This window comes from Exiguobacterium aurantiacum (genome assembly GCF_024362205.1).
Lineage (GTDB): Bacteria > Bacillota > Bacilli > Exiguobacteriales > Exiguobacteriaceae > Exiguobacterium > Exiguobacterium aurantiacum_B.
The window spans coordinates 794758-813770 of record NZ_CP101462.1 but is presented as its reverse complement, the minus strand read 5'-3'; the positions used below and the strand labels follow the sequence as shown (position 1 = coordinate 813770).

Annotated in this window: 18 protein-coding genes; 2 read left to right on the top strand and 16 right to left on the bottom strand. The window is 45.7% G+C overall.

The window, feature by feature from the left end:
• Positions 1 to 3: 3 nt before the first annotated feature.
• The 9 genes from NMQ00_RS04235 to NMQ00_RS04195 form a co-directional block, all read right to left on the bottom strand.
• The gene (locus NMQ00_RS04235; protein ID WP_255178079.1) at positions 4 to 513 is read right to left on the bottom strand and encodes a HEAT repeat domain-containing protein; all 510 of its coding nucleotides are present in this window, start codon (positions 511 to 513) and stop codon (positions 4 to 6) included.
• Positions 514 to 587: 74 nt separating this feature from the next.
• Entirely contained in the window at positions 588 to 3158 is a 2571-nt protein-coding gene (locus tag NMQ00_RS04230) for an ABC transporter permease (protein ID WP_255178078.1), read from the bottom strand.
• Positions 3155 to 3838 (bottom strand): ABC transporter ATP-binding protein, encoded by a 684-nt coding sequence (locus NMQ00_RS04225; protein WP_255178077.1) that lies wholly within the window; start codon positions 3836 to 3838, stop codon positions 3155 to 3157. Before NMQ00_RS04225 ends, NMQ00_RS04230 begins: the two co-directional genes overlap by 4 nt.
• A gap of 85 nt (positions 3839 to 3923) precedes the next feature.
• Positions 3924 to 4928, bottom strand: a complete 1005-nt coding sequence (locus tag NMQ00_RS04220) for a sensor histidine kinase (RefSeq protein WP_255178076.1) — start codon at positions 4926 to 4928, stop codon at positions 3924 to 3926.
• A 1-nt stretch (position 4929) separates the two neighbouring features.
• Entirely contained in the window at positions 4930 to 5610 is a 681-nt protein-coding gene (locus NMQ00_RS04215; RefSeq protein ID WP_255178075.1) for a response regulator transcription factor, read from the bottom strand.
• A 97-nt stretch (positions 5611 to 5707) separates the two neighbouring features.
• Positions 5708 to 6199 (bottom strand): hypothetical protein, encoded by a 492-nt coding sequence (locus NMQ00_RS04210; protein ID WP_255178074.1) that lies wholly within the window; start codon positions 6197 to 6199, stop codon positions 5708 to 5710.
• 34 nt (positions 6200 to 6233) lie between these two features.
• The gene (locus tag NMQ00_RS04205) at positions 6234 to 6404 is read right to left on the bottom strand and encodes a hypothetical protein (protein ID WP_255178073.1); all 171 of its coding nucleotides are present in this window, start codon (positions 6402 to 6404) and stop codon (positions 6234 to 6236) included.
• A gap of 115 nt (positions 6405 to 6519) precedes the next feature.
• Positions 6520 to 7527: a tRNA dihydrouridine synthase gene (locus NMQ00_RS04200; protein WP_214832102.1), complete on the bottom strand. Its 1008-nt coding sequence runs from the start codon at positions 7525 to 7527 to the stop codon at positions 6520 to 6522.
• A gap of 96 nt (positions 7528 to 7623) precedes the next feature.
• Positions 7624 to 8226 carry a TetR/AcrR family transcriptional regulator gene (locus tag NMQ00_RS04195; protein WP_255178072.1) on the bottom strand — a complete coding sequence of 201 codons (603 nt, stop codon included), beginning with the start codon at positions 8224 to 8226 and terminating at the stop codon, positions 7624 to 7626.
• A gap of 218 nt (positions 8227 to 8444) precedes the next feature.
• Here NMQ00_RS04195 and NMQ00_RS04190 point away from each other — a divergent pair, with 218 nt between their 5' ends.
• Together NMQ00_RS04190 and NMQ00_RS04185 are read left to right on the top strand one after the other, a co-directional pair.
• Entirely contained in the window at positions 8445 to 9404 is a 960-nt protein-coding gene (locus NMQ00_RS04190) for a DUF5692 family protein (RefSeq protein WP_255178071.1), read from the top strand.
• 106 nt (positions 9405 to 9510) lie between these two features.
• Positions 9511 to 10071 carry an AAA family ATPase gene (locus NMQ00_RS04185; protein ID WP_255178070.1) on the top strand — a complete coding sequence of 187 codons (561 nt, stop codon included), beginning with the start codon at positions 9511 to 9513 and terminating at the stop codon, positions 10069 to 10071.
• 169 nt (positions 10072 to 10240) lie between these two features.
• Here the strand turns inward: NMQ00_RS04185 and NMQ00_RS04180 are convergent, their stop codons facing one another.
• From NMQ00_RS04180 to rlmD, 7 genes are all read right to left on the bottom strand, one after another.
• Positions 10241 to 10759: a DM13 domain-containing protein gene (locus NMQ00_RS04180; protein ID WP_255178069.1), complete on the bottom strand. Its 519-nt coding sequence runs from the start codon at positions 10757 to 10759 to the stop codon at positions 10241 to 10243.
• Between the two features lie 97 nt (positions 10760 to 10856).
• Complete coding sequence (locus NMQ00_RS04175) at positions 10857 to 11429, bottom strand: dihydrofolate reductase family protein (protein ID WP_255178068.1); 573 nt, start codon at positions 11427 to 11429, stop codon at positions 10857 to 10859.
• Positions 11430 to 12043: 614 nt separating this feature from the next.
• Complete coding sequence (locus NMQ00_RS04170) at positions 12044 to 13162, bottom strand: AAA family ATPase (protein ID WP_255178067.1); 1119 nt, start codon at positions 13160 to 13162, stop codon at positions 12044 to 12046.
• Positions 13162 to 14676: a hypothetical protein gene (locus NMQ00_RS04165; protein ID WP_255178066.1), complete on the bottom strand. Its 1515-nt coding sequence runs from the start codon at positions 14674 to 14676 to the stop codon at positions 13162 to 13164. The genes NMQ00_RS04170 and NMQ00_RS04165 overlap by 1 nt, the downstream gene beginning before the upstream one ends.
• A 12-nt stretch (positions 14677 to 14688) precedes the next feature.
• Positions 14689 to 15087 carry a hypothetical protein gene (locus NMQ00_RS04160; RefSeq protein WP_255178065.1) on the bottom strand — a complete coding sequence of 133 codons (399 nt, stop codon included), beginning with the start codon at positions 15085 to 15087 and terminating at the stop codon, positions 14689 to 14691.
• Between the two features lie 14 nt (positions 15088 to 15101).
• On the bottom strand, positions 15102 to 16850 hold the full coding sequence (locus NMQ00_RS04155; RefSeq protein WP_255178064.1) for an AI-2E family transporter: 1749 nt from the start codon (positions 16848 to 16850) through the stop codon (positions 15102 to 15104).
• Between the two features lie 731 nt (positions 16851 to 17581).
• Positions 17582 to 18943: a 23S rRNA (uracil(1939)-C(5))-methyltransferase RlmD gene (gene rlmD / locus NMQ00_RS04150; RefSeq protein WP_255178063.1), complete on the bottom strand. Its 1362-nt coding sequence runs from the start codon at positions 18941 to 18943 to the stop codon at positions 17582 to 17584.
• Positions 18944 to 19013 lie beyond the last annotated feature (70 nt).

Genomic DNA, 19013 nt, shown 5'->3' with positions numbered 1-19013 from the left:
CGGTCACAACTTGTGTAAAAGTTTTTTGGCGCGGCTCTTCACGGCCGGACTCCCTGTCTCGAGCTGTGTCTCGAGCAAGGCTTTCAGCTCGAACCGGAATCGTGGATACACGGCGCTCAAATCAAACATCGCCTGCAGAGCGTTGACGATGACGATGGCGCTCGTCTCCGTGTCAATCCAATCGGTGAGCACATGAACGATGTCGGCCGCCTCGTCTTCCGTCCACATCAGTCGTGGCATGAGTTGCGCCAAGTGCCACCTCACTTCTTGTTGGGTGGCAATCTGTAGCTGCTCGAACAAGGACGCCTGATGCGCTTGCAGCAGCTTTGGATGACGGCGTGTCACTTTCTCGATCGCGTCCGCACTCCGCATCCGAACGACGGGGCGGTCATCGGTCAAGCCGGTCCTCAATTCGTTGAATCGGTCCGGGTCGTTCCCGACGTAGGCGACGACCTCATCGACGTGGCCGACCGAGCGCAAATCCCCGCCACTCAATACTTCTCGGATGTCCATTCTCCCACCTCTTTCTTCTCTCTCATTTTACAGAAAAAGGGACTCAGTAGACACTGAATCCCTTTGCATGCATATTAGTTATTCTCTTGCTTCAACCGGTCGATGATATTATCCGACTTTACTTTCGAAATCGCGTACAGCATCGAAGAACCAACAATCAAGAAGATTACGACCGTGACGAATAAGATATCTCCCCACGGCAACGTGAACGCTGCTTCGAACGTGTTCATCTGTGCCCGGTAAATGAGGTACATGATGAGAATACTGATCGGCACTCCATACGCCAATGCTTTCATGCCGTAGAAGATGCTCTCATAGTACACCATCTTGTTGAACCCTTTCGGTGTCATCCCGACCGACCGCAGCATCGCGAATTCGCGGCGTCGGAGTGAGACGCTCGTCGAGATCGTGTTGAAGATGTTCGCCACCGAGATGAGCGAGATCAAGACGATGAATCCATAGACGAAAATCGATAATAACAACAAGATTTGCTCTTGCTGTTCACGTTGTTCCGCTACGTTGAAAATGTATAGGTCCATATTTTGCTCCGCTTCAATCACTTGCTGCGTCGCATCCGGGTTACTCGTGTTCAAGGCAATCGATGGGCTCGATTGCTTCATCAACTTTCCGATCGCATCCTCTTCAAACGTCCCTTCCCGAACGATCACATCGAGCCATCCAATTGAACTCGTCATCACACCGGTCGGGGCGACGTCGGTCATGGCTCCGACTTTGATGGTTTTAAGTGGTGTCGCCTTCTCCGTCGCATTCTCGTCCCGAAGTTCGAGCGTATCACCGATTTCTGTCTCAATCGTCTTCGAGTTGACAAACTTTTTCTCGTCCACGTCTTGATACGAGACTTCATCAATCAAGACGGCACTCGGCATCTCCCCATCTTCAAAGTTGCTGGCGGATGCCCCAATCTGCTTCAAGTACGCATCGAAGCTGTCGTCATCCAATTGATAAAGAGAGACGTAGTACACAAATTTCCCATCGACGAACGTGGACATCAAGTCCTCGTTCTCGGTCAATGCGCTCGGTAACCGTGTTTCGTCGACCATCGTCTGGACGGTCGTGTTCTCGAAGTACGTCCCGCTCGTCACGTTGTCCAACGTCTCATAGCGACGTAAGTCATCCTTGTCGAGATTTGACCCGTTCACGAGGATATCGAACTCGTACGCGCCTTGCGACATTTCCAGTGACTGCTCGAGTCGATCCGTGAAGTAGCTGACGACTAAAAACAAGACGATACTGATGACGAGCGAGAACACCGTCGCCAAATACCGTTTTCGGTTACGTTTCGTGTTTTTCAGCCCAATCTCCGCTTCCAACCCGAAGATACGGCGAACGAGTTTTGACGTCTTCACGTTCTTCGACGTCAATCGAACGTCCTGAGTCTGACGAATCGCGTCAATCGCAGAAATCTTTGATGCGCGACGGGCCGGCAGATAACAGGAAATGAAGATCGTCACGCTCGAAATGAGGACCGTCAACAGGAGCGTGAGCGGTGTGACGACGACTTCAAACTTCTCCGTCACGTTGAGCGCTTTCTCAGCAAAAGCGTTGATGAACAGGAACGTGACCCCGATCCCGGCCACCCCGGCAAGGATGCCGATCGGGATGCTAATCCCTCCGATGATCAGTCCTTCAAAGAAGACCGAGTTCCGTTTTTGCCGTTTCGTCGCCCCGACACTCGCGAGCATCCCGAGATAACGCGAGCGTTCAGATACGCTGATGGCGAACGCGTTATAGATGAGCGAAATCGAACCGATGACGATAACCGTCATGATGATCCCGACGAAACCATACAACGTCTTACGCAATCCGCCGTCGTCTGTCACTCCGTAATAGCGAAGCAACGATGAGTTATAGGCGACCCCTTCAATTTTCTGTTCGTTCATCACTCGTTTCGTATCCTCATAAATTGAGCCGTTAACGTCGTTTAAGGCGACGAACGTATCGACGGTCGCACCGTTCAACGCTTTATCGTCAATGTATCCGACGACCGTGTAGCCCGGCGACCACGTCGGCTCCCAGGCCGGGCGCGTCATCGTGCCGACGACGGTCAACGTCACCGTGTCCTCGACGTTCAACTGTTCCAGGATTGTCTCCCCGTCACGGATCAAGCCATCGTTTTGCGTCAACACGCGACCCGACGATTCGTCCATACGCTCGCCGATCTCGAGCGTCAATTTGTCCCCGATGTTGTACGTGACTTGCGCGTTTTGACGGATGGCCTCGGAAATGACGACCTCGCCTTCTTTGTTCGGCAAGCGTCCCTCCGTCAAGTCGACGGGAAAATTTTTGAGCCCCGAGGTGTTATAGTTCCGGACGTATAAGTACGGTTTATAGGCATTCTGCGACTCTTTTAGTTCCGCATAGCCGTCACTCGATAGGATGACGTCCTTCGTCGATGCATCATTTCGAATCGCCTCGACCTGCTCCTCATTCGTGTTGATGTATTGGACGTGCCATTCCCCGTTGTTCACGATGTCTTGACGAATCATCAAGTCCAAGAACGACGAACCGAGTGTCGTCACAGCTGTGATCATCGCCACCGAGATGATGACACCGATGATGGTGACGAGCGAGCGCCGCTTGTTCTCGCGTAAGTGCCGAAGCGTCATTTTATTGATGATGTTCATGCGCGGACGACCTCATTCTTCGCAATCTTCCCATCTTCGATCGAGATGATCCGGTCGGCCTGCAAGGCGATCCGTTCGTCATGCGTGATGATGATGAGCGTCTGATTGAACTTCTTGTTGAACAGTTTCAACAGACTCATAATCTCTTCACTGTTTTGACTGTCCAAGTTCCCTGTCGGCTCATCGGCCAAGATGATGGCCGGATTGCTGATGAGCGCCCGGCCGATGGAGACCCGTTGCTGCTGTCCGCCAGACAGTTGGTTCGGCAAATGCGTCAACCGGTTTAATAGTCCGAGGATGCCGATGATACGCTCTAAATGGGCGACGTCGACTTTTTGCTCGTCTAACAGCATCGGGAGCGTGATGTTCTCCTCGACCGTCAAAATCGGGATCAAGTTGTAAAACTGATAAATCAAACCGATTTGACGACGACGGAAGATGGCGAGCTGCGTCTCGTCCAATTTATAAATATCCGTGTTGTCGATCAACACGTGTCCACTCGTCGGGACATCGACACCGCCGAGCAAGTGTAACAACGTCGACTTCCCCGAGCCCGACGGTCCGACGATACAGACGAACTCGCCTTTTTTGACCGTGAACGACACGTCATCGAGCGCCCGCACTTCCATCTCGTCTTTCCCGTATACTTTCGATAAATGTTGTACTTCTAATATGTTCATGTTTGCACCCTCCAGTACTTGATCTACTTTGAGTGTACCGAGCGAGTGTGACACGTCCGTGACTCGAAAGTGACTGTTTCGTCACTTAGACGATGGCTTTATAAAATCGAACTTGAAAAGCGGTCCCGGCTCCACGTTCACTGCGGACGGTCAATTCACCTTGCTGGCTCGTGATGATGCTGTGGGCCATGGCGAGCCCGATGCCGACGCTGTCGTCGCTCGCATTCGTGCCTTTATAAAAACGTTGGAAAATGTACGGGACGTCTTGTTTGGCGATGCCGCTCCCCGTGTCGCGAATGACGATTTCCGTATATAGTGTGTTCTCGCTGAAATCGATGAACAGCTCCCCTTGTTCCGGTGTATGCTCGACGCAATTCTTCAAGATGTTGATGAGCGCCTCGGTCGTCCACTTCATATCGCCTTCGAACGTGACGTCACGCTCACCCGTAATCTGGAGCCGTTGCATTTTAATATCGATCGGCACAAGCATCGGTTCTGTCACGGCTTGAATGAGCGCGGGGACAGATACCGGTTCCTGCTTGAAATGAATCGTCCCGGCATCGATTTTAGACAGCTTGAGGAGTGACGAGACGAGCCATTCCATCCGCTCGAGCTGAACCTGCACGTTATGCGTGAACTCTTGCCGCTTGTCATCCGACAGCCGCGGGTCACTGAGCAAGTCCGCCATAACCGTCATCGATGTGAGCGGGGTCTTCAGTTGGTGAGAGATGTCGGAGATGGCATCCGTCAACTTCTGCTTGTCTTCTTCGAGATGCGTCCCTTGCTCGGACAGCATCTTCGTCACTTTATAGATTTGACTCTTCAACAGGCTGAGTTCGCCCTCGCGATTGTCGCGGACGTCTAGTTTGTAGTTGCCGTTGCTAATCTCTTGGAGGTAGCTCGACAGTTGGTCGATCTCCCGATAGCGCCACGCCGTGAACCGATATGTCACGAGCAAGAGCGTGATCGATAGGATGACGACGAGGACGAGCGCCTCCAGGGAGATGAACACGACTGCGACCGTAGAGGCCACCCCAATCAGCAACAAGAGGCTGACCAAATAGATGCGGATCTCTCGATTGCGCAACATGTCAGCGTTCCACCTTATAGCCAATCCCGCGAACCGTCTTAATCAACGTCGGCCGTTGCGGGTCGTCCTCGAGCTTCTCACGTAACCGTTTGATATAGACGGTCAACGTATTGTCATTCACGAAGTCCCCGCCCATGTCCCAAATCTGGTCGAGCAGCTGGGCCCGTGACAACACTTGGCCCGTATGTTTCCCGAAGATGAGCAATAGGCGATATTCAAGCGCCGTCAAGAAGATTTCGTTTCCGTCCTTTTTCACTTTCGCGTCTTGCGTGTTGATTTCGACCGACCCGATTTTCAGAATAGGCGAACTGGTCTGCTTATTGTAGCGGCGCAACACCGAATGGATCCGTGAGATGAGTTCACGGACCCGGAACGGTTTCGTGATGTAGTCGTCCGCTCCCATATCGAGTCCCATGACGACGTTCACTTCGTCATCGAACGCCGTCAAAAAGATGACGGGCGTATCCTTTTGTTGTTTCACAAGCCGACATAAGTCATAACCGCTCCCGTCCGGCAACGACAAATCGAACAGACACAGGTCGATCGTATGTAACTGTTGTTCAATTATCTTTGTCGCATCGGCCACGTTCTGGCACAACGTCGTCGTGAATTGTTCTTGTTCGAGCGAATATTGGAGACCGGAGGCGATCGTCCGGTCGTCTTCAACGATTAAAATGTGCATGGTGTTCCCTCCTGACTGTTCTCCTCATAATATAGCAGTCTTTTTCAAGTGAGGAGACAAAACAAAAAAACCGAACGAGACATCTCGTTCGGTCAGGTTAAGCTTTTGTCACGCGAAGGCATTCCGGCCGCTCGAACCCGTCTGCACCTAAAAATCGCAGCGCATCAGTCGTCAAGTCATCGAGCGTGATGGATTGAACGTTCGGCTCCGTCTGTTCATCGACCCACACTTTCCAAATCTCAACTTCCTTCGACGTCTTCAAGTGGTCGGTTATATACTCGACGAGCTGTTCGGCTCTCGCATCGGAATAGCGCCAACGCAACTCCACGACGTGCGTTTTTTCCGAGTACGCCTCAACGTTCTCCACGTCATAGTACAAGTCTCGCTTGATCTCAATCTCGTCGAGCTGCTCTTCCGACTCGACGTTCATCAATATCTTTTCGTCACGGTCGAGGTCTTCGTCGTCTGTGAGCATCTCAGGCAACACGACGCCTTTTTTGATGGCCTCGTTGATCGATAAGAACTCGATATATGGATTTTCGACTTCTTTTAGTGGGTGATTGCTCGTAATAAATTGGAATTCACTCATATAGAAACACTCCTCTTGTATTAATAATGGGTCGTTATCGTTTCATCGCACGGATCGAGATAATCAGTCCAATCCAATACCCAAGGATTGAACCGATGACAATGCCATAAATGGACGGAAAATCGAGTAAGACAGAGATGAGTAGTCCGCCAGCCGTTCCAAACACAAGCCCAAGACCGACCGCTGATTCACGCCATTCGTTCATGTTTACCCTCCCCTTCCACCCACTTCATACGAAGCAGCCCTCCCAAACGTTTCATCGCCCATCTACTATTTTTCATACAAAAAGGGATCCAGTATACACTGAATCCCGGTAGAACTTATTCGACTGTCGACGCCGCCTCGGCGAGCGTAGCTTCTTCTTTATGATAGTTCTCGACGAACGCATCAAGGTGCGCCCGCACTTCGTCTGTCGATTTCGTGTCCATGAGCTTCACACGGAGGTCGCTCGCCCCGCGGAACCCTTTCACGTAAATCTTGAAGAAGCGGTGCAAGTTCGAAATCGAACGCGGCACTTCTTCTTGGAATTTGTCTTGCAAATCGAGTTGGAGACGAAGCAAGTCGAGGTACTCTTCCATCGAATGCTCACGCGGCTCTTTCTCGAACGCGAACGGGTTCTTGAAAATCCCGCGACCGATCATGACGCCGTCGACGCCATACTTTTCGACAAGCTCTAATCCCATCTGACGGTCAAGGATGTCACCGTTGATCGTGATGAGCGTGTCCGGTGCGATCTCGTCACGCAGTTTGACGATATCCGGGATCATCTCCCAGTGCGCGTCGACTTTACTCATCTCGTTGCGTGTGCGCAAGTGAATCGACAAGTTGGCGATGTCTTGCTTCAAGAGATGCGTCAACCAGTCGCGCCACTCGTCGAGCTTCGCGAATCCGAGACGTGTCTTGACGCTGACCGGAATACCGCCAGCTTTCGCCGCTTGGATGAGTTCCGCCGCGACGTCAGGACGGAGGATGAGCCCGCTCCCTTTGCCGCGCTTCGCCACGTTCGGGACCGGGCAACCCATATTGATGTCGAGGCCTTTATAGCCCATCTCGGCCATCCCGATGCTCATCTCGCGGAAGTAGTCAGGATTATCGCCCCAAATGTGGGCGACCATCGGCTGTTCGTCCTCGGTGAACGTCAAGCGTCCGCGCAGGCTACCTTTCCCTTCCGGGTGGCAGTAGCTGTCCGAGTTCGCGAACTCGGTGAAAAAGACGTCAGGTCGGCCGGCATGGGCGACGACGTGGCGGAAGACGACATCGGTCACGTCTTCCATCGGGGCAAGTATAAAGAATGGACGCGGCAAATCGCGCCAGAAGTTTTCTTTCATAAAAATCATTCCCTTTCGTAGTCAATCCAATAAAATCACTTCATCTATCTTATTATGGACGCGGGAATGTATCAACTGACAATACTTCAAAAAAATTTAGCGTTGTTCATTTCCGATGATTTTAAAGAAGTGTGTAAACCCGTCCTGCAGCAAATACTCCAGTATACGATTCGTATGCTCAGATTCGACAACTTGAACGTTCAATAATGTTTGGAGCACCATCCCATCGATTGCGGCCATCGTCCACGCGGCGACCGCTCTCGTCGAAGGTCCGCGTTCGACGCCGTACGCTCTCACAAAGATGGCTTCGACGCGATTGATCCAGTCCTCGTATTTTTCTTTAAACTTATTCTGTAACTCCACATTCCCGAGCATCGCCTCATGGGCCAAATAAAACTGCAAACGGCTTTCCGCATCTTTTTTTAGTCGGTCTTGCATCCCATCAAAAATTTCTTGAATGATCTCGCGGGCCTCTTTCTTGTCTTCAATCGAGACGGTTGCGATTCGTCGAATCTCACCTAATCCTTCGTCCATCACGTCATATAGAATGGCTTCTTTTGAGTTGTAATAATGATAGATGGCGCCTGTACTAAATCCTGCCTTCTTCGCGATTCCCCGAAGTGTCGTGCCCTGAATCCCGTGTTCGATAATCGTCGCTCGTGCGGCTTCTAATATCTTTTGCTTTCCTTCGTTCATCATCTGCTTCGACGCTCCTCACGTAATAATGGCTAATTATATCATAATGATTTGTCCGAATTATGACATGTCACCGTGACGTGCCAAATCATATTGACAACGCTTTCATTACTTTGTTAAACTTTTCACATAAACATAACGAACGTTCGGTATGTTTAGTGACATCATATTTTCATCGTTGCTTCATCACTATCCTTTAGAAATGAAAGGAGCGTTATCGTATGTTCTTCTTTGAGTCTATCCCTTGGTACAATGTCGTGATGTGGTTCGTCGTATTCGGTCTATTGATCGGGTTGAATGAAATCGTCCGATCTAGCAAAAAAGCGAGTATCTTCATGTTTATGGCCGTCCCAATCGCCTTGACCCCGATTTGGTTTTTCACCGCCGATCCTGAAATCACCTCATGGTTCCATTGGGTGAAAGTGTATTCAGCATTAGCCGGAAGCTTGATTTACATGGTCATCCGCTTCACCGATTACCATAAGAAACATCCATGGTATTTGATGCTCGTCCCAGGTATTTTGGCACTCAACATCGCTGAGGCCGTCGTTCGAGAGTTCCAAGTCGGTATCATGGGATTTGAAGGTATGGTCGATGGGATGTACTACATCTCGGGCGGTTGGAACTACGTGAACGCCGTCGCCGGAATCTTGAACTTGGTCCTCATCTGTGGCTGGGTCGGTATTTTTGCCACATCTGGTAAGAAAAAAGACATGCTCTGGCCGGACCAAACGAAACTTTGGATTGTCGCTTACGGTATTTGGAATATCGCTTACGTCTATTCATGCGCACCGGGTAACGCGTTCTATTCAGGCTTCGCTTTGAACATCGCCGCGACGGTTCCCGCCTTGCTTTGGGCAAAAGGCACATGGATGCAAAACCGGGCGCAGACGCTCACATTTTGGATGATGTGGGTCATGACGTTCCCTTACTTCTTTGCTGTCGGCAGCACGTTCAATGTGAGTGTGTCGTACAACCCGGCAGCGAACTGGACGATCGCCCTGCTCAGTTTGGCACTGAACGTCGTCCTCGCCGTCTGGCAAGTGACGCGAATCGTCAAATACAAACTCAATCCGTTGAAAGAGGAGTTGTGGAAAGACACGAACGAATATAAAAAAATCAACGCGATGCGTGAAGACGCTATTTCTGAACAGGAAACTGCGGCCAGTAGAGTGCTGTAAATATGAGACGGGCTGTGTGACAGTCCGTCTTTTTTATTTTTTACAGGACAATCGTCAAACCAATCAGAATGGTAATACAGAAAGTATTTTGAAAGGATGGATAAAGATGATCGTTTGGATCAACGGCGCTTTCGGATCAGGAAAAACGACAGCCGCCAAACAATTGCAACAGCGGTTACCGAACGCGTTTTTATATGACCCGGAACAAGTCGGCTTTTTCATTCGCGACAATCTGCCCAAAGACATGCGGCTTGCCGATTTCCAACATCATCCGGAATGGCGGGCGTTCAATGTTGAGATGTTAGCGAAGATTGCCCGGTCATACGATGGCATAATCATCATCCCGATGACGCTCGTGGACCAGCTCTACTACGATGAAATCATTGGAGCCCTACAACGTGACGGGATTCGGGTCGACCATTATATTCTCCACGCCGATAAGCGGACACTCGTAAGACGATTGAATAAGCGCTTCGAATGGTTCAATTCGTGGGGCAAGGCACAAATCGACCGCTGTCTCCACGCCTTTCGTCACGACATCACACATGATAAAATCGAGACCGATTACCTTACAGTCGAACAGGTCGTCGAGGAAATCGCCGAGCGGAGCGGATTGACCCTACTAGCCTCACAACGCAGTCTCTTCGTACGCGCGTTCCGGTCATGACAAAGTAAAAACCCTTCAATCCACGATCGAAGGGTTCATTCTTGAGAAGTCTTTTAGTCATTCATCATGAACGCGGCCCATTCATACTCAGAAGTATGCGCGCGCCAAAATTCAATCCGCTCCATATAGTGCTTCGACGACGAACGAGCGCGGTCAACTCGTAAATCGATTATTGTTTTAGTTCACCAAAACCAAAATCCGCATCGAAGGCTCGGCACCAAATCACGACCGTCGAATATTGAGTGAGGTCGACGTCTTCAGGGACTAAATAGTTTTGATTCCCCGTGTTTCCTTTCAAAGCCCCTAAGCTGATTCCTTCTGTCGTTTCCGTCCCTGGCTGAATCAAATAAACAAACAGGTCGGGTCCATTGGTCGTTTGAAATTCCTCAAATCTGAGGTACAAACCATCGTCCGCGTTAATTGTTTGTATCGTTCCAGAAGTTTGGTAATTCTTTTCTCCATCCATAAACATTCCTGACAAACCGAGAGTCTCTGTATCCATTGTCTCATCTTCCGCATCGGGCGCTACAGCTTCCGGATCTTCGGTCATATCAACGGTGTCTGTAGAGACGGGTGGGAGCCCTTCATCTACTGTTTGATCGAGAAAGAGAGGAGAGATTAGCCACCACCCAATGACCATTATTAAGACGAGCAAGAGACCGATTACGAGTTTAGTGATAGTCTTCATTTTTTTCGCTCCCTTTCGCTAGGAGAACATGGGTTTACATTAATTATATGTTTCTGTCTATTGAAGCTTCAAGGTCTACTCAAACCGCAATGTGTAATCATTTCCGGTGATAACGAGAGACGATGACACCGTTCGGCATCGGATAATGCTCAATAGATTTAAAAGTGATTGGATTCATTTCACCATTTGGGAACAAGCGCTTCCCTGACCCTATGATAATCGGATAGATGATCAACCAACATTCATCGACTAGGTTGTTTTGAAACAAAGCATGGGCCAAATCACTGCTTCCCCAGAGATGAAAATCAGGCCCAGCTTCCAGCTTCAATAGCTTTAACTGTTTGATGGGGTCCGTCAAAAAAACGGTTGGTTCCCATATGCTATCCTGCAACGTTTGTGACGCTACGTACTTTGTCGCAATTTGTGCTTCCGGCCAAACATCCGCGTGATGGGGCCAATAGTCTCCCCATTGTTCATACGTCTTTCTCCCAAGTAGCAATGCAAAGTCTCTGTGCATTTGCGTCCGAATTAGACGACCTAACTCATCACTCGCAAACGGTCCTGTCCATCCTCCATACGTAAACCCTTCGCTCACGTCCTCGTCTTGTCCACCCGGTGATTGAATCACACCATCCAAAGATACATGTTCAAGTACAATGATTTTCCTCATCTTCATCACCCCTTTTGACACGACTAAACAAAAAACCTCCGATTGAATCAATCGAAGACGTGTTTCATTCATTTCATTTCTAATTTCTCCAACCACATACGATTTTCATGCCGCCCCTAATAATTTGTCGAACATACATGTTAACGACGAAGTAAGAGAAAGACTCTACTGTTTTTGATTACAGCGTACTAATACTGTTAATCCTTCGGCTTCAGATCCATTTCATTTTTTAGTAACTCTGCCATCTTCTCAACGTCAACAATATCCTTCGTTCCTAAAAGCTGTGACAAATCAAATATTCTAGTTCCTATAGAGCCGCCCGGAGAAATTTTTTAAATGTCTGTTTTGTAAAACTTCTCTACTGAATCTTAAATCCATTAATTATTTAGCCACATCTTACCTTCACTTTTGGTCAATTAATCATAAAAAAAGGATTAGCGCTATTGTTTAAATAACGCTAATCCAAAAATCCTTGTCCACAGAATTTTTGATTGATTTACATTATTCTCATCCATTCCACTGTCTCCACATGGCTTAAGAGAATAGTTAGTACGTCTAGGTACAAACTCTATACCTAAGGTTATTTGCTTGTTTAAGCCATTTTTGGAAAAACATCAACTAACCTCACTCTCATCGCCCGAGAATGTAAAATCTATGTTTTTAATTGTTGATAATTCTTCGCTACTCGGATTAGGCGTATTTATCACTCGTCTCGCGTGATTCATAACTAAGTAATCATAAAGATTTCTTACCAATCTACCATTTGCGAAGTTTTCACCCTTTGATAATGTCTGCTGCTCGAAATACAAATGGATTTTTTCTTTCGCTTCTTCATCCAAGGTATAGTCATTATTATCACACATATAAATCAATATCTTGTCTAATTCATCGGGACTATAATCATCGAACGCAATAAATGTGTTGAATCGAGACTTCAAACCAGGATTAGATTCAAAAAAAATATTCATAGGCTCTGTATATCCTGCGACAATCACGACCAAATCTTCTCTGTGGTCCTCTAGAGCTTTAGTCAGTTCTGTTAAACATTCTCTGCCATAAGAATCAGAGTGGTCATTTTCTGTAATACTATAGGCTTCATCGATAAATAGGACACCACCAATAGCTTGCTCTATTACCTTTTTTACCTTAAGTGCAGTTTGTCCTTGATATCCGGCAATCAAATCCGTCCTCGAAACCTCAACAAAATGCCCCTTTGAAAGCAATCCGATTCTCTTATAAATTCTGCCTATAATTCGAGCCACTGTTGTTTTTCCTGTTCCTGGATTTCCAGTAAAGGCAAGATGTAATGTGCTTTTTGAGGAATGAAGATTTTTCTCTCGACGCATTTTTTGAACCTTTTGATATAAAATTAAGTCTTGGACTTTATTCTTTACTTTTTCTAAGCCTACAAGTGCATTCAGTTCATCCAGTAAATCTTGAAGTGTTCGTGTATCCCCCTCTATTTCTTCTGTCGGTTTGCAGATTCCCTGTATGGTCGAATAACCATAAAACTCAATCAAACTGGAATTAACAGCAAGTGCAGCCTTCTTAGCATCAATCTTGTGTTTAGGATGATCAATTGCATCTGAAATTTTTTTTAGAAGTTCAATCGTAGCAGGTTTACTATTATTTTCTACAATCACAGCAGCCAGTTTAGTTATTTCACCACAACCAGCAGTAAGTGCATCTAATTTAGAGGCATTATTTATTAATGCTTGACTGTATTTGTGCATCATACCACCCTCATAAAAAGTAAAATCATTTCTATAATTGCAAGCCCTGCAGCACCTCCAGCAATCCAATAAGCATACTTGACTTTTTGCGTTAAAGACTCAACAGCGGCATTGGATGTCTTTACTGCGTCTGCAATCTTCTCATCTACTTCGTCCTTATTTTTCTGAATAGCAGTAATAAGCTCTTCGTCTCTTTTCCTGCTTTCAATAAGCTGTGAAGTGTGTGTTTCAACAGACTTCCATATACTATCTACATCTTTTAGATGAGATATATCATTTAATTTTTCTTTATATCTCTTTAGGTCATTTATTTCTCTCTCACTTGAATCGATACTCTTAAGAATACTATTATCAACTTGAACTAATTTATCCAACTTATCTGCATGGATTTTGTCTGTCTGTTTCGATTGATCTATGTAAAGTTTATGCTCTTCTGTCCTTTTCAAGATATCATGTACTTCCATGTTTGTTTTCTTAATATTTGTCTTCGAAACGTCTAAATCTTCCCACATACTATCAAGATCTTTTAGGTGTACAAAACCTTTTAACATAGTGACGAAGGATTCGATTTTATCTATATGATCTTGTTTCTTCAAAACATCTGCATTAATTGTGAGTAAGCTTTCATCAATGGTATGTAAGCTCTCTATCGCTTCATTTATGTCCTTCCACATCGCATCTACGTCAGCAATATGCGTAATATTTTTCAACTGTTCTGCAAAAGATGCGGTTTCTTGGATTACTGGTATTTGATTCTCAAGCACGTCTGCAGTATATTCGATTTTTTCAGATAACTCAGAAAAGAACTCTTTAAACGAATTTGCTTCGTTTCGAAGGGTGAGAATATCTAGATTAACCTGATCGGATAAAGCTTTATTTTTATGATTAGCAGAAGCAATGTCTTCCGTTGTTTTCTTAGAAAACGTTGAAATGCTATCTGAGACTACTCGTATTTCATTTTGAATATCTCTGCAATCCGTCCATATTTTATCAATGTCTGTCAAGTGTTTATAACCTTCAAGTTTCTCCTTGAAAATTTTTAACGCTGTAACAATTTTTGAAATATTTGCTACATTATTTTCAATTTCAACTTGGTGTGCGTCTAGTTTATTTTGCTGATTTGCAAGTTTTTCGTTATGTCGTTTTAATGTTTTTTGCTGTACTCTGACATCATTACTAGTTTTTTCTACAGCTTTAACGTTAGTCACAATACTCGTTATGTATTCTTTATCAAGCGCATCAAATACGTTATATACTTCTCGAAATTCTTTAATTGTCTTATTATTGATTTGATTTACAGCAATAAAATGTTGCTGGATGGTTTCTAGCCTTCTATTCAATTCAGACCCTGTCACTTTATGGTCACCTAGTCCAAAAAATCCGCCCTCTGTACGAACCTTATCGATTTCAAGTTCAGCTTCAGTATTCTCAGCGAACTCCTTTAGTCGATTATTGGCCATCTCAAAGTTATGCCGTTTAATTGCTACTTCGTTCATAATACTAGTCTCATTCATACTACTAGCCCCCTACTTTAATAATTCGTCCAACTCATCTGAAATCAAATCTGTCTCTTTCATAACCGAAATGTGTTTATTATCAACCATATTTTCTTGATTCATCTCTTTTTCACTAGAAAAATCCTCTACAAAATCTTCCGTTATATTACTGTATGCATCTCTTAGTATTTCTCTAGCTACCGAATGTCTTTCGTAAATTGCTCGTGCATTTTCACTTTTAGCTTCAATTGTTTGCTCCAAAACATTTACGTTCGGAGAACTCTCATTTTGTCGCTGCTTAGGTTCAAAGTCGATTTTTTTATCTTCTAGCCTGCATGAAGTATGATTAGATTTGACTTTTAAAAATAACCAATAGACAACTCTTATCGTTGTTCCAACCACTGAAGCATAGATCAACAACTTTTTCATAACCATGTACCCCCTTATTTCAAACCTGTAAGTAAATCATCTAAATCATTGCTTGCTATATCTATTTCTTCATTGATTGTGACATTTTCTTCATCTATTACTGATAGATTTACGATTTCAGAAAAGTCTTCAACAAAGTCCTCCATGACGTTTCCGTACGCATCCCCCATCATTGACACCGCTTCTTGATGTCTTCCCAAAATATTGGCTTGCGCATTTTCTTTATCTCTATCAAGTAGTGTTTCGTTAACAATCTGAATTTGGTGCTGTTTAGCAATAATTTGATTTCCTTTCGCTATCGTAGCAGCCTGTACTTCTTGCTTTTGCTTTTTAGCGATCAGCTTATCAAGAAGATTGATTGCAATCGCACCGATTATACCTGCAACAACTGCCCCAAAAAATATGCCCAAAATACTCGCCAAGCTACCGATCAGAGGAATTTCAACAACGAAAATAGGAATGGTCATTAAACTTTTTTCAATGACCTCTCCAACTAACAATGCACCTGCGCCAGTTAAGCCAGCAATAATTATTTTTCCAGTTTCAAGAAGAAGACGACCGATGGGTTTACCTTTGTTCTCCGGCCGTTTCATATAGTCGACAGCATCTTTAAGTGATTTCCATCCTTGCTTCAACAACATCCATACTTTTTTTATTGTTCCAAAAATAGGACCTATTATTGCTGTTACAACCGTAGTAAACACTGTTTTCCCTGCATTAACCATGTGTGTTTTCATTTTACTGATGAATGAATGAATGGCTTCTTTCAAGCTATTTAGAAGTGTATCTAATCCCTTTTTAGCAGATTTAAACCACTTGACTAACTTAGCGAAAATTTCCTTAACCAAATCAGCAAGTAATTGCATAAGAACCGCTCTTAGTGCTTTCCCTCCCAGACGAAACGCTTCTTCCTTTTGCGATTGTTTTCCTGCCTCAACGGATTTCTTCTCAGCTTCGTTTTTCTGCTTCTCGTATTCTTCACGAGCTTCATCATCTTTTTTACGCAATTTTTTATCATCTTCATCACTGATATTAAATATCTCATTTGGTTTTTGCCCATTAGCGTTTGGATTGTCAAGCCATTCAGTTGTTGCCATGTCACTCTTTGAACGATTAAGGCCCGAATCCATTTCATTAAGATTTTCCGTACTATTGGCAAAGGCAATTTGTTCATTTTTTGTCATGTGAGCGTTAGCTGCCGGATCCCGTAGAATTTCTGCTGCCGATACAGTGTGATCCACATCTGTTCGTTTATCAACAGAACCACTTGGTCGATTGTTGTCAAATGGTTTTCTTGCACCTTTAACCAACGTAGCTTTTTCTTTTCCGGATCTAGTTTTGTGCGTTACCACATTTCCATTTGTGTCTTTTACAAAATTAGATTGCATATCATCGTAACGTCTTTGATAGTCAATTTTAGTATTGTGTGTTGCGATTTTACCGTTCGCAAAATTTTCTGTTGTCTGGATATGTGCATCGTTCCTTAAATCAAGTGTGTGGCCATTATTTTCTTTAATAAAATCTTCCCCAGCGGTGACAGCAATTTGATTCATAAACTGGTCCCACACAACATCCTTAATCACATTTCCAAGATAGTTCACATTTCCTATTTTTTCTTTTTCATCTTTCAAAAATTCTAAATCAGCAAGTTCTTCTTCTAATTGGCTTTGGAGCTTCTCTTCCAACTCATCGAAGTCAAAAGAGTCTGCTGTATCCTCGCTAAGCCATTTGTCATCATTAAGAAAAGCATTTTCATTTGCCATTATACATCTATCCTTTCAGGACATTTTTTATTTATATGAATTATAAAATTAAGTACAGCGCCTCAAAGTGAACACAAAAAAACCACGAAGTTTTCCTCGTGTAGAATGAAGTCACTACGTAAACGTTTAGAGAGGGGGACCGCTATGAAATACCTATCTTACTCAACGAAACATAAAAAATAGAAATCTATCTAGAACTCGGGAGCAACGAGATATTGATAAAACATCTTAGATAGCAAATGTCACACGAGCACTTAATTTGAAAAAACGCTATCACTAAAATGTAACCAAATTATCCATTATCATTTAAAATTATACTACCATATTCCTATAAATAATATGTATATGTTAAAAACAGGTTAATGATATGACGATTTTTATGTAAATATTTTCTAATAATTATTTAAAAAGAAGTCGTTCGTGATTTGTTAGATAACCTCAGACATAAAGTTTAATAATCTTAATCCGATTATTTTTCTCCTCTACTACCCTGTTTGACAAACCCTACATACCACCCACCGCAACGCTTTCTTTCCTCTAAAATATTTTCGCGATTTTTACGATAAAACAGGTTGAATAGAAATGATATCAATCTAGTTCGTCCTTAAGTTGACGATGAGATATCTTGATTGAGATGTTCCAAAATAATAATCTGTCTCCTCTCCGACTCCCCTTTTGCAACTTACAAAAAAGCCTCCGATTGATTCAATCGAAGGCATTGTACTTTCTTTTTATTTTACTTTCTCCATCCACGCCACCGTCTCCACATGTGCCGTATGCGGGAACATGTCGACCGGTGTGACTTCGACTAATTTGTAACCACGGTCGGCGAGGTAACGCATATCGCGTGCCTGCGTCGCAACGTTACACGATACGTAGACAATCCGTTTCGGTGCCATCTCGACCATCGTCTCAAGGAACGACTCGGCACACCCTTTACGCGGCGGGTCGACGACGATGACGTCTGGATTGATGCCATCCTTCTTCCACTGCGGCAACACATCTTCCGCCGCACCACACGCGTACGTCACGTTGTCGATCTCATTGACGAGCGCGTTCTGTTTCGCATCCTCAATTGCTTCCGGCACGACTTCGACGCCGTACACGTGCGCCGCTTTCCGGGCGAGGAACAGACTGATCGTCCCGATGCCGCAATAGGCGTCGACGACTTGTTCCGTCCCGGTGAGTTGCGCGTATTCGAGCGCCTTGCCGTACAACTTCTCCGTCTGAACCGGGTTGACTTGGAAGAACGAGTGCGGGGAAATCGTGAACGTCAGTCCACCGATCTTATCCTCAATCGTCTCATGGCCATATAACAATTTGTTCGTCGACCCTAAGATGACGTTCGTCTTGTCCGGATTGACGTTTTGCATGATCGACGTCACGTCCGGGAGACGCTTCAAGATGTCGGCGACGATCTCGTTCACACCTTTGATTTTCGTCGTCTTCGTGATGAGGACGATCATCAATTCACCCGAATGGTAGCCGTAACGGGCCATGACGTGGCGGATGACGCCGCGTCCGGTTTTCTCATCGTACGCAGGCACATTGTGCGCCGCGAGCACGTCACGGACGACTTGGACGGCCACATCGTTGCGCTCGTCTTGGATGAGGCATTCCTTCATCTCGACGATGTCGTGCGAACGTGGGCGATAGAAACCGGCGACGAGGCGGCCGCCCTCGTCTTTGAACGGCACTTGCGCCTTGTTGCGGTAACGCCATGGTTCTGACATGCCGATTGTCTCGTGGACGGGCACATCGAATTGACCGAGTCGCTTCAACGCATCGACGACACGGTCCCGTTTTTGACGGAGCTGGCCGTCATAGCTGAAGTGTTGAAGCTGACAGCCCCCGCACTGATAAAAAATCGGGCATGGTGGCTCGACGCGGTCCGCGCTCGCTTGCTTCACATCGATCAAGCGGGCAAACCCGTACTGTTTGTTCGTCTTCGTCACGACGATCTCCACGGTCTCTCCCGGAAGTGCGTTCGGGACGAACAACGTATAACCGTCGACGCGTGCCACGCCCGCGCCTTCGTGTGTGAGGTCGTGGATGTGGACGTCGAGACGGTCATTTTTTTGGACTGGTAACATGAGTCTCTCCTTTCCCGATTCAAAAAATAGTGTGTATTGGTTCATACCCGTTCCAAGCGAACGAAAAGCT

Coding starts and splice junctions, on each gene's coding strand:
- NMQ00_RS04235 (WP_255178079.1), bottom strand. CDS start 513: ATGGACATCCGAGAAGTATTGAGTGGCGGGGATTTGCGCTCGGTCGGC.
- NMQ00_RS04230 (WP_255178078.1), bottom strand. CDS start 3,158: ATGAACATCATCAATAAAATGACGCTTCGGCACTTACGCGAGAACAAG.
- NMQ00_RS04225 (WP_255178077.1), bottom strand. CDS start 3,838: ATGAACATATTAGAAGTACAACATTTATCGAAAGTATACGGGAAAGAC.
- NMQ00_RS04220 (WP_255178076.1), bottom strand. CDS start 4,928: ATGTTGCGCAATCGAGAGATCCGCATCTATTTGGTCAGCCTCTTGTTG.
- NMQ00_RS04215 (WP_255178075.1), bottom strand. CDS start 5,610: ATGCACATTTTAATCGTTGAAGACGACCGGACGATCGCCTCCGGTCTC.
- NMQ00_RS04210 (WP_255178074.1), bottom strand. CDS start 6,199: ATGAGTGAATTCCAATTTATTACGAGCAATCACCCACTAAAAGAAGTC.
- NMQ00_RS04205 (WP_255178073.1), bottom strand. CDS start 6,404: ATGAACGAATGGCGTGAATCAGCGGTCGGTCTTGGGCTTGTGTTTGGA.
- NMQ00_RS04200 (WP_214832102.1), bottom strand. CDS start 7,527: ATGAAAGAAAACTTCTGGCGCGATTTGCCGCGTCCATTCTTTATACTT.
- NMQ00_RS04195 (WP_255178072.1), bottom strand. CDS start 8,226: ATGATGAACGAAGGAAAGCAAAAGATATTAGAAGCCGCACGAGCGACG.
- NMQ00_RS04190 (WP_255178071.1), top strand. CDS start 8,445: ATGTTCTTCTTTGAGTCTATCCCTTGGTACAATGTCGTGATGTGGTTC.
- NMQ00_RS04185 (WP_255178070.1), top strand. CDS start 9,511: ATGATCGTTTGGATCAACGGCGCTTTCGGATCAGGAAAAACGACAGCC.
- NMQ00_RS04180 (WP_255178069.1), bottom strand. CDS start 10,759: ATGAAGACTATCACTAAACTCGTAATCGGTCTCTTGCTCGTCTTAATA.
- NMQ00_RS04175 (WP_255178068.1), bottom strand. CDS start 11,429: ATGAGGAAAATCATTGTACTTGAACATGTATCTTTGGATGGTGTGATT.
- NMQ00_RS04170 (WP_255178067.1), bottom strand. CDS start 13,162: ATGCACAAATACAGTCAAGCATTAATAAATAATGCCTCTAAATTAGAT.
- NMQ00_RS04165 (WP_255178066.1), bottom strand. CDS start 14,676: ATGAATGAGACTAGTATTATGAACGAAGTAGCAATTAAACGGCATAAC.
- NMQ00_RS04160 (WP_255178065.1), bottom strand. CDS start 15,087: ATGAAAAAGTTGTTGATCTATGCTTCAGTGGTTGGAACAACGATAAGA.
- NMQ00_RS04155 (WP_255178064.1), bottom strand. CDS start 16,850: ATGGCAAATGAAAATGCTTTTCTTAATGATGACAAATGGCTTAGCGAG.
- rlmD (WP_255178063.1), bottom strand. CDS start 18,943: ATGTTACCAGTCCAAAAAAATGACCGTCTCGACGTCCACATCCACGAC.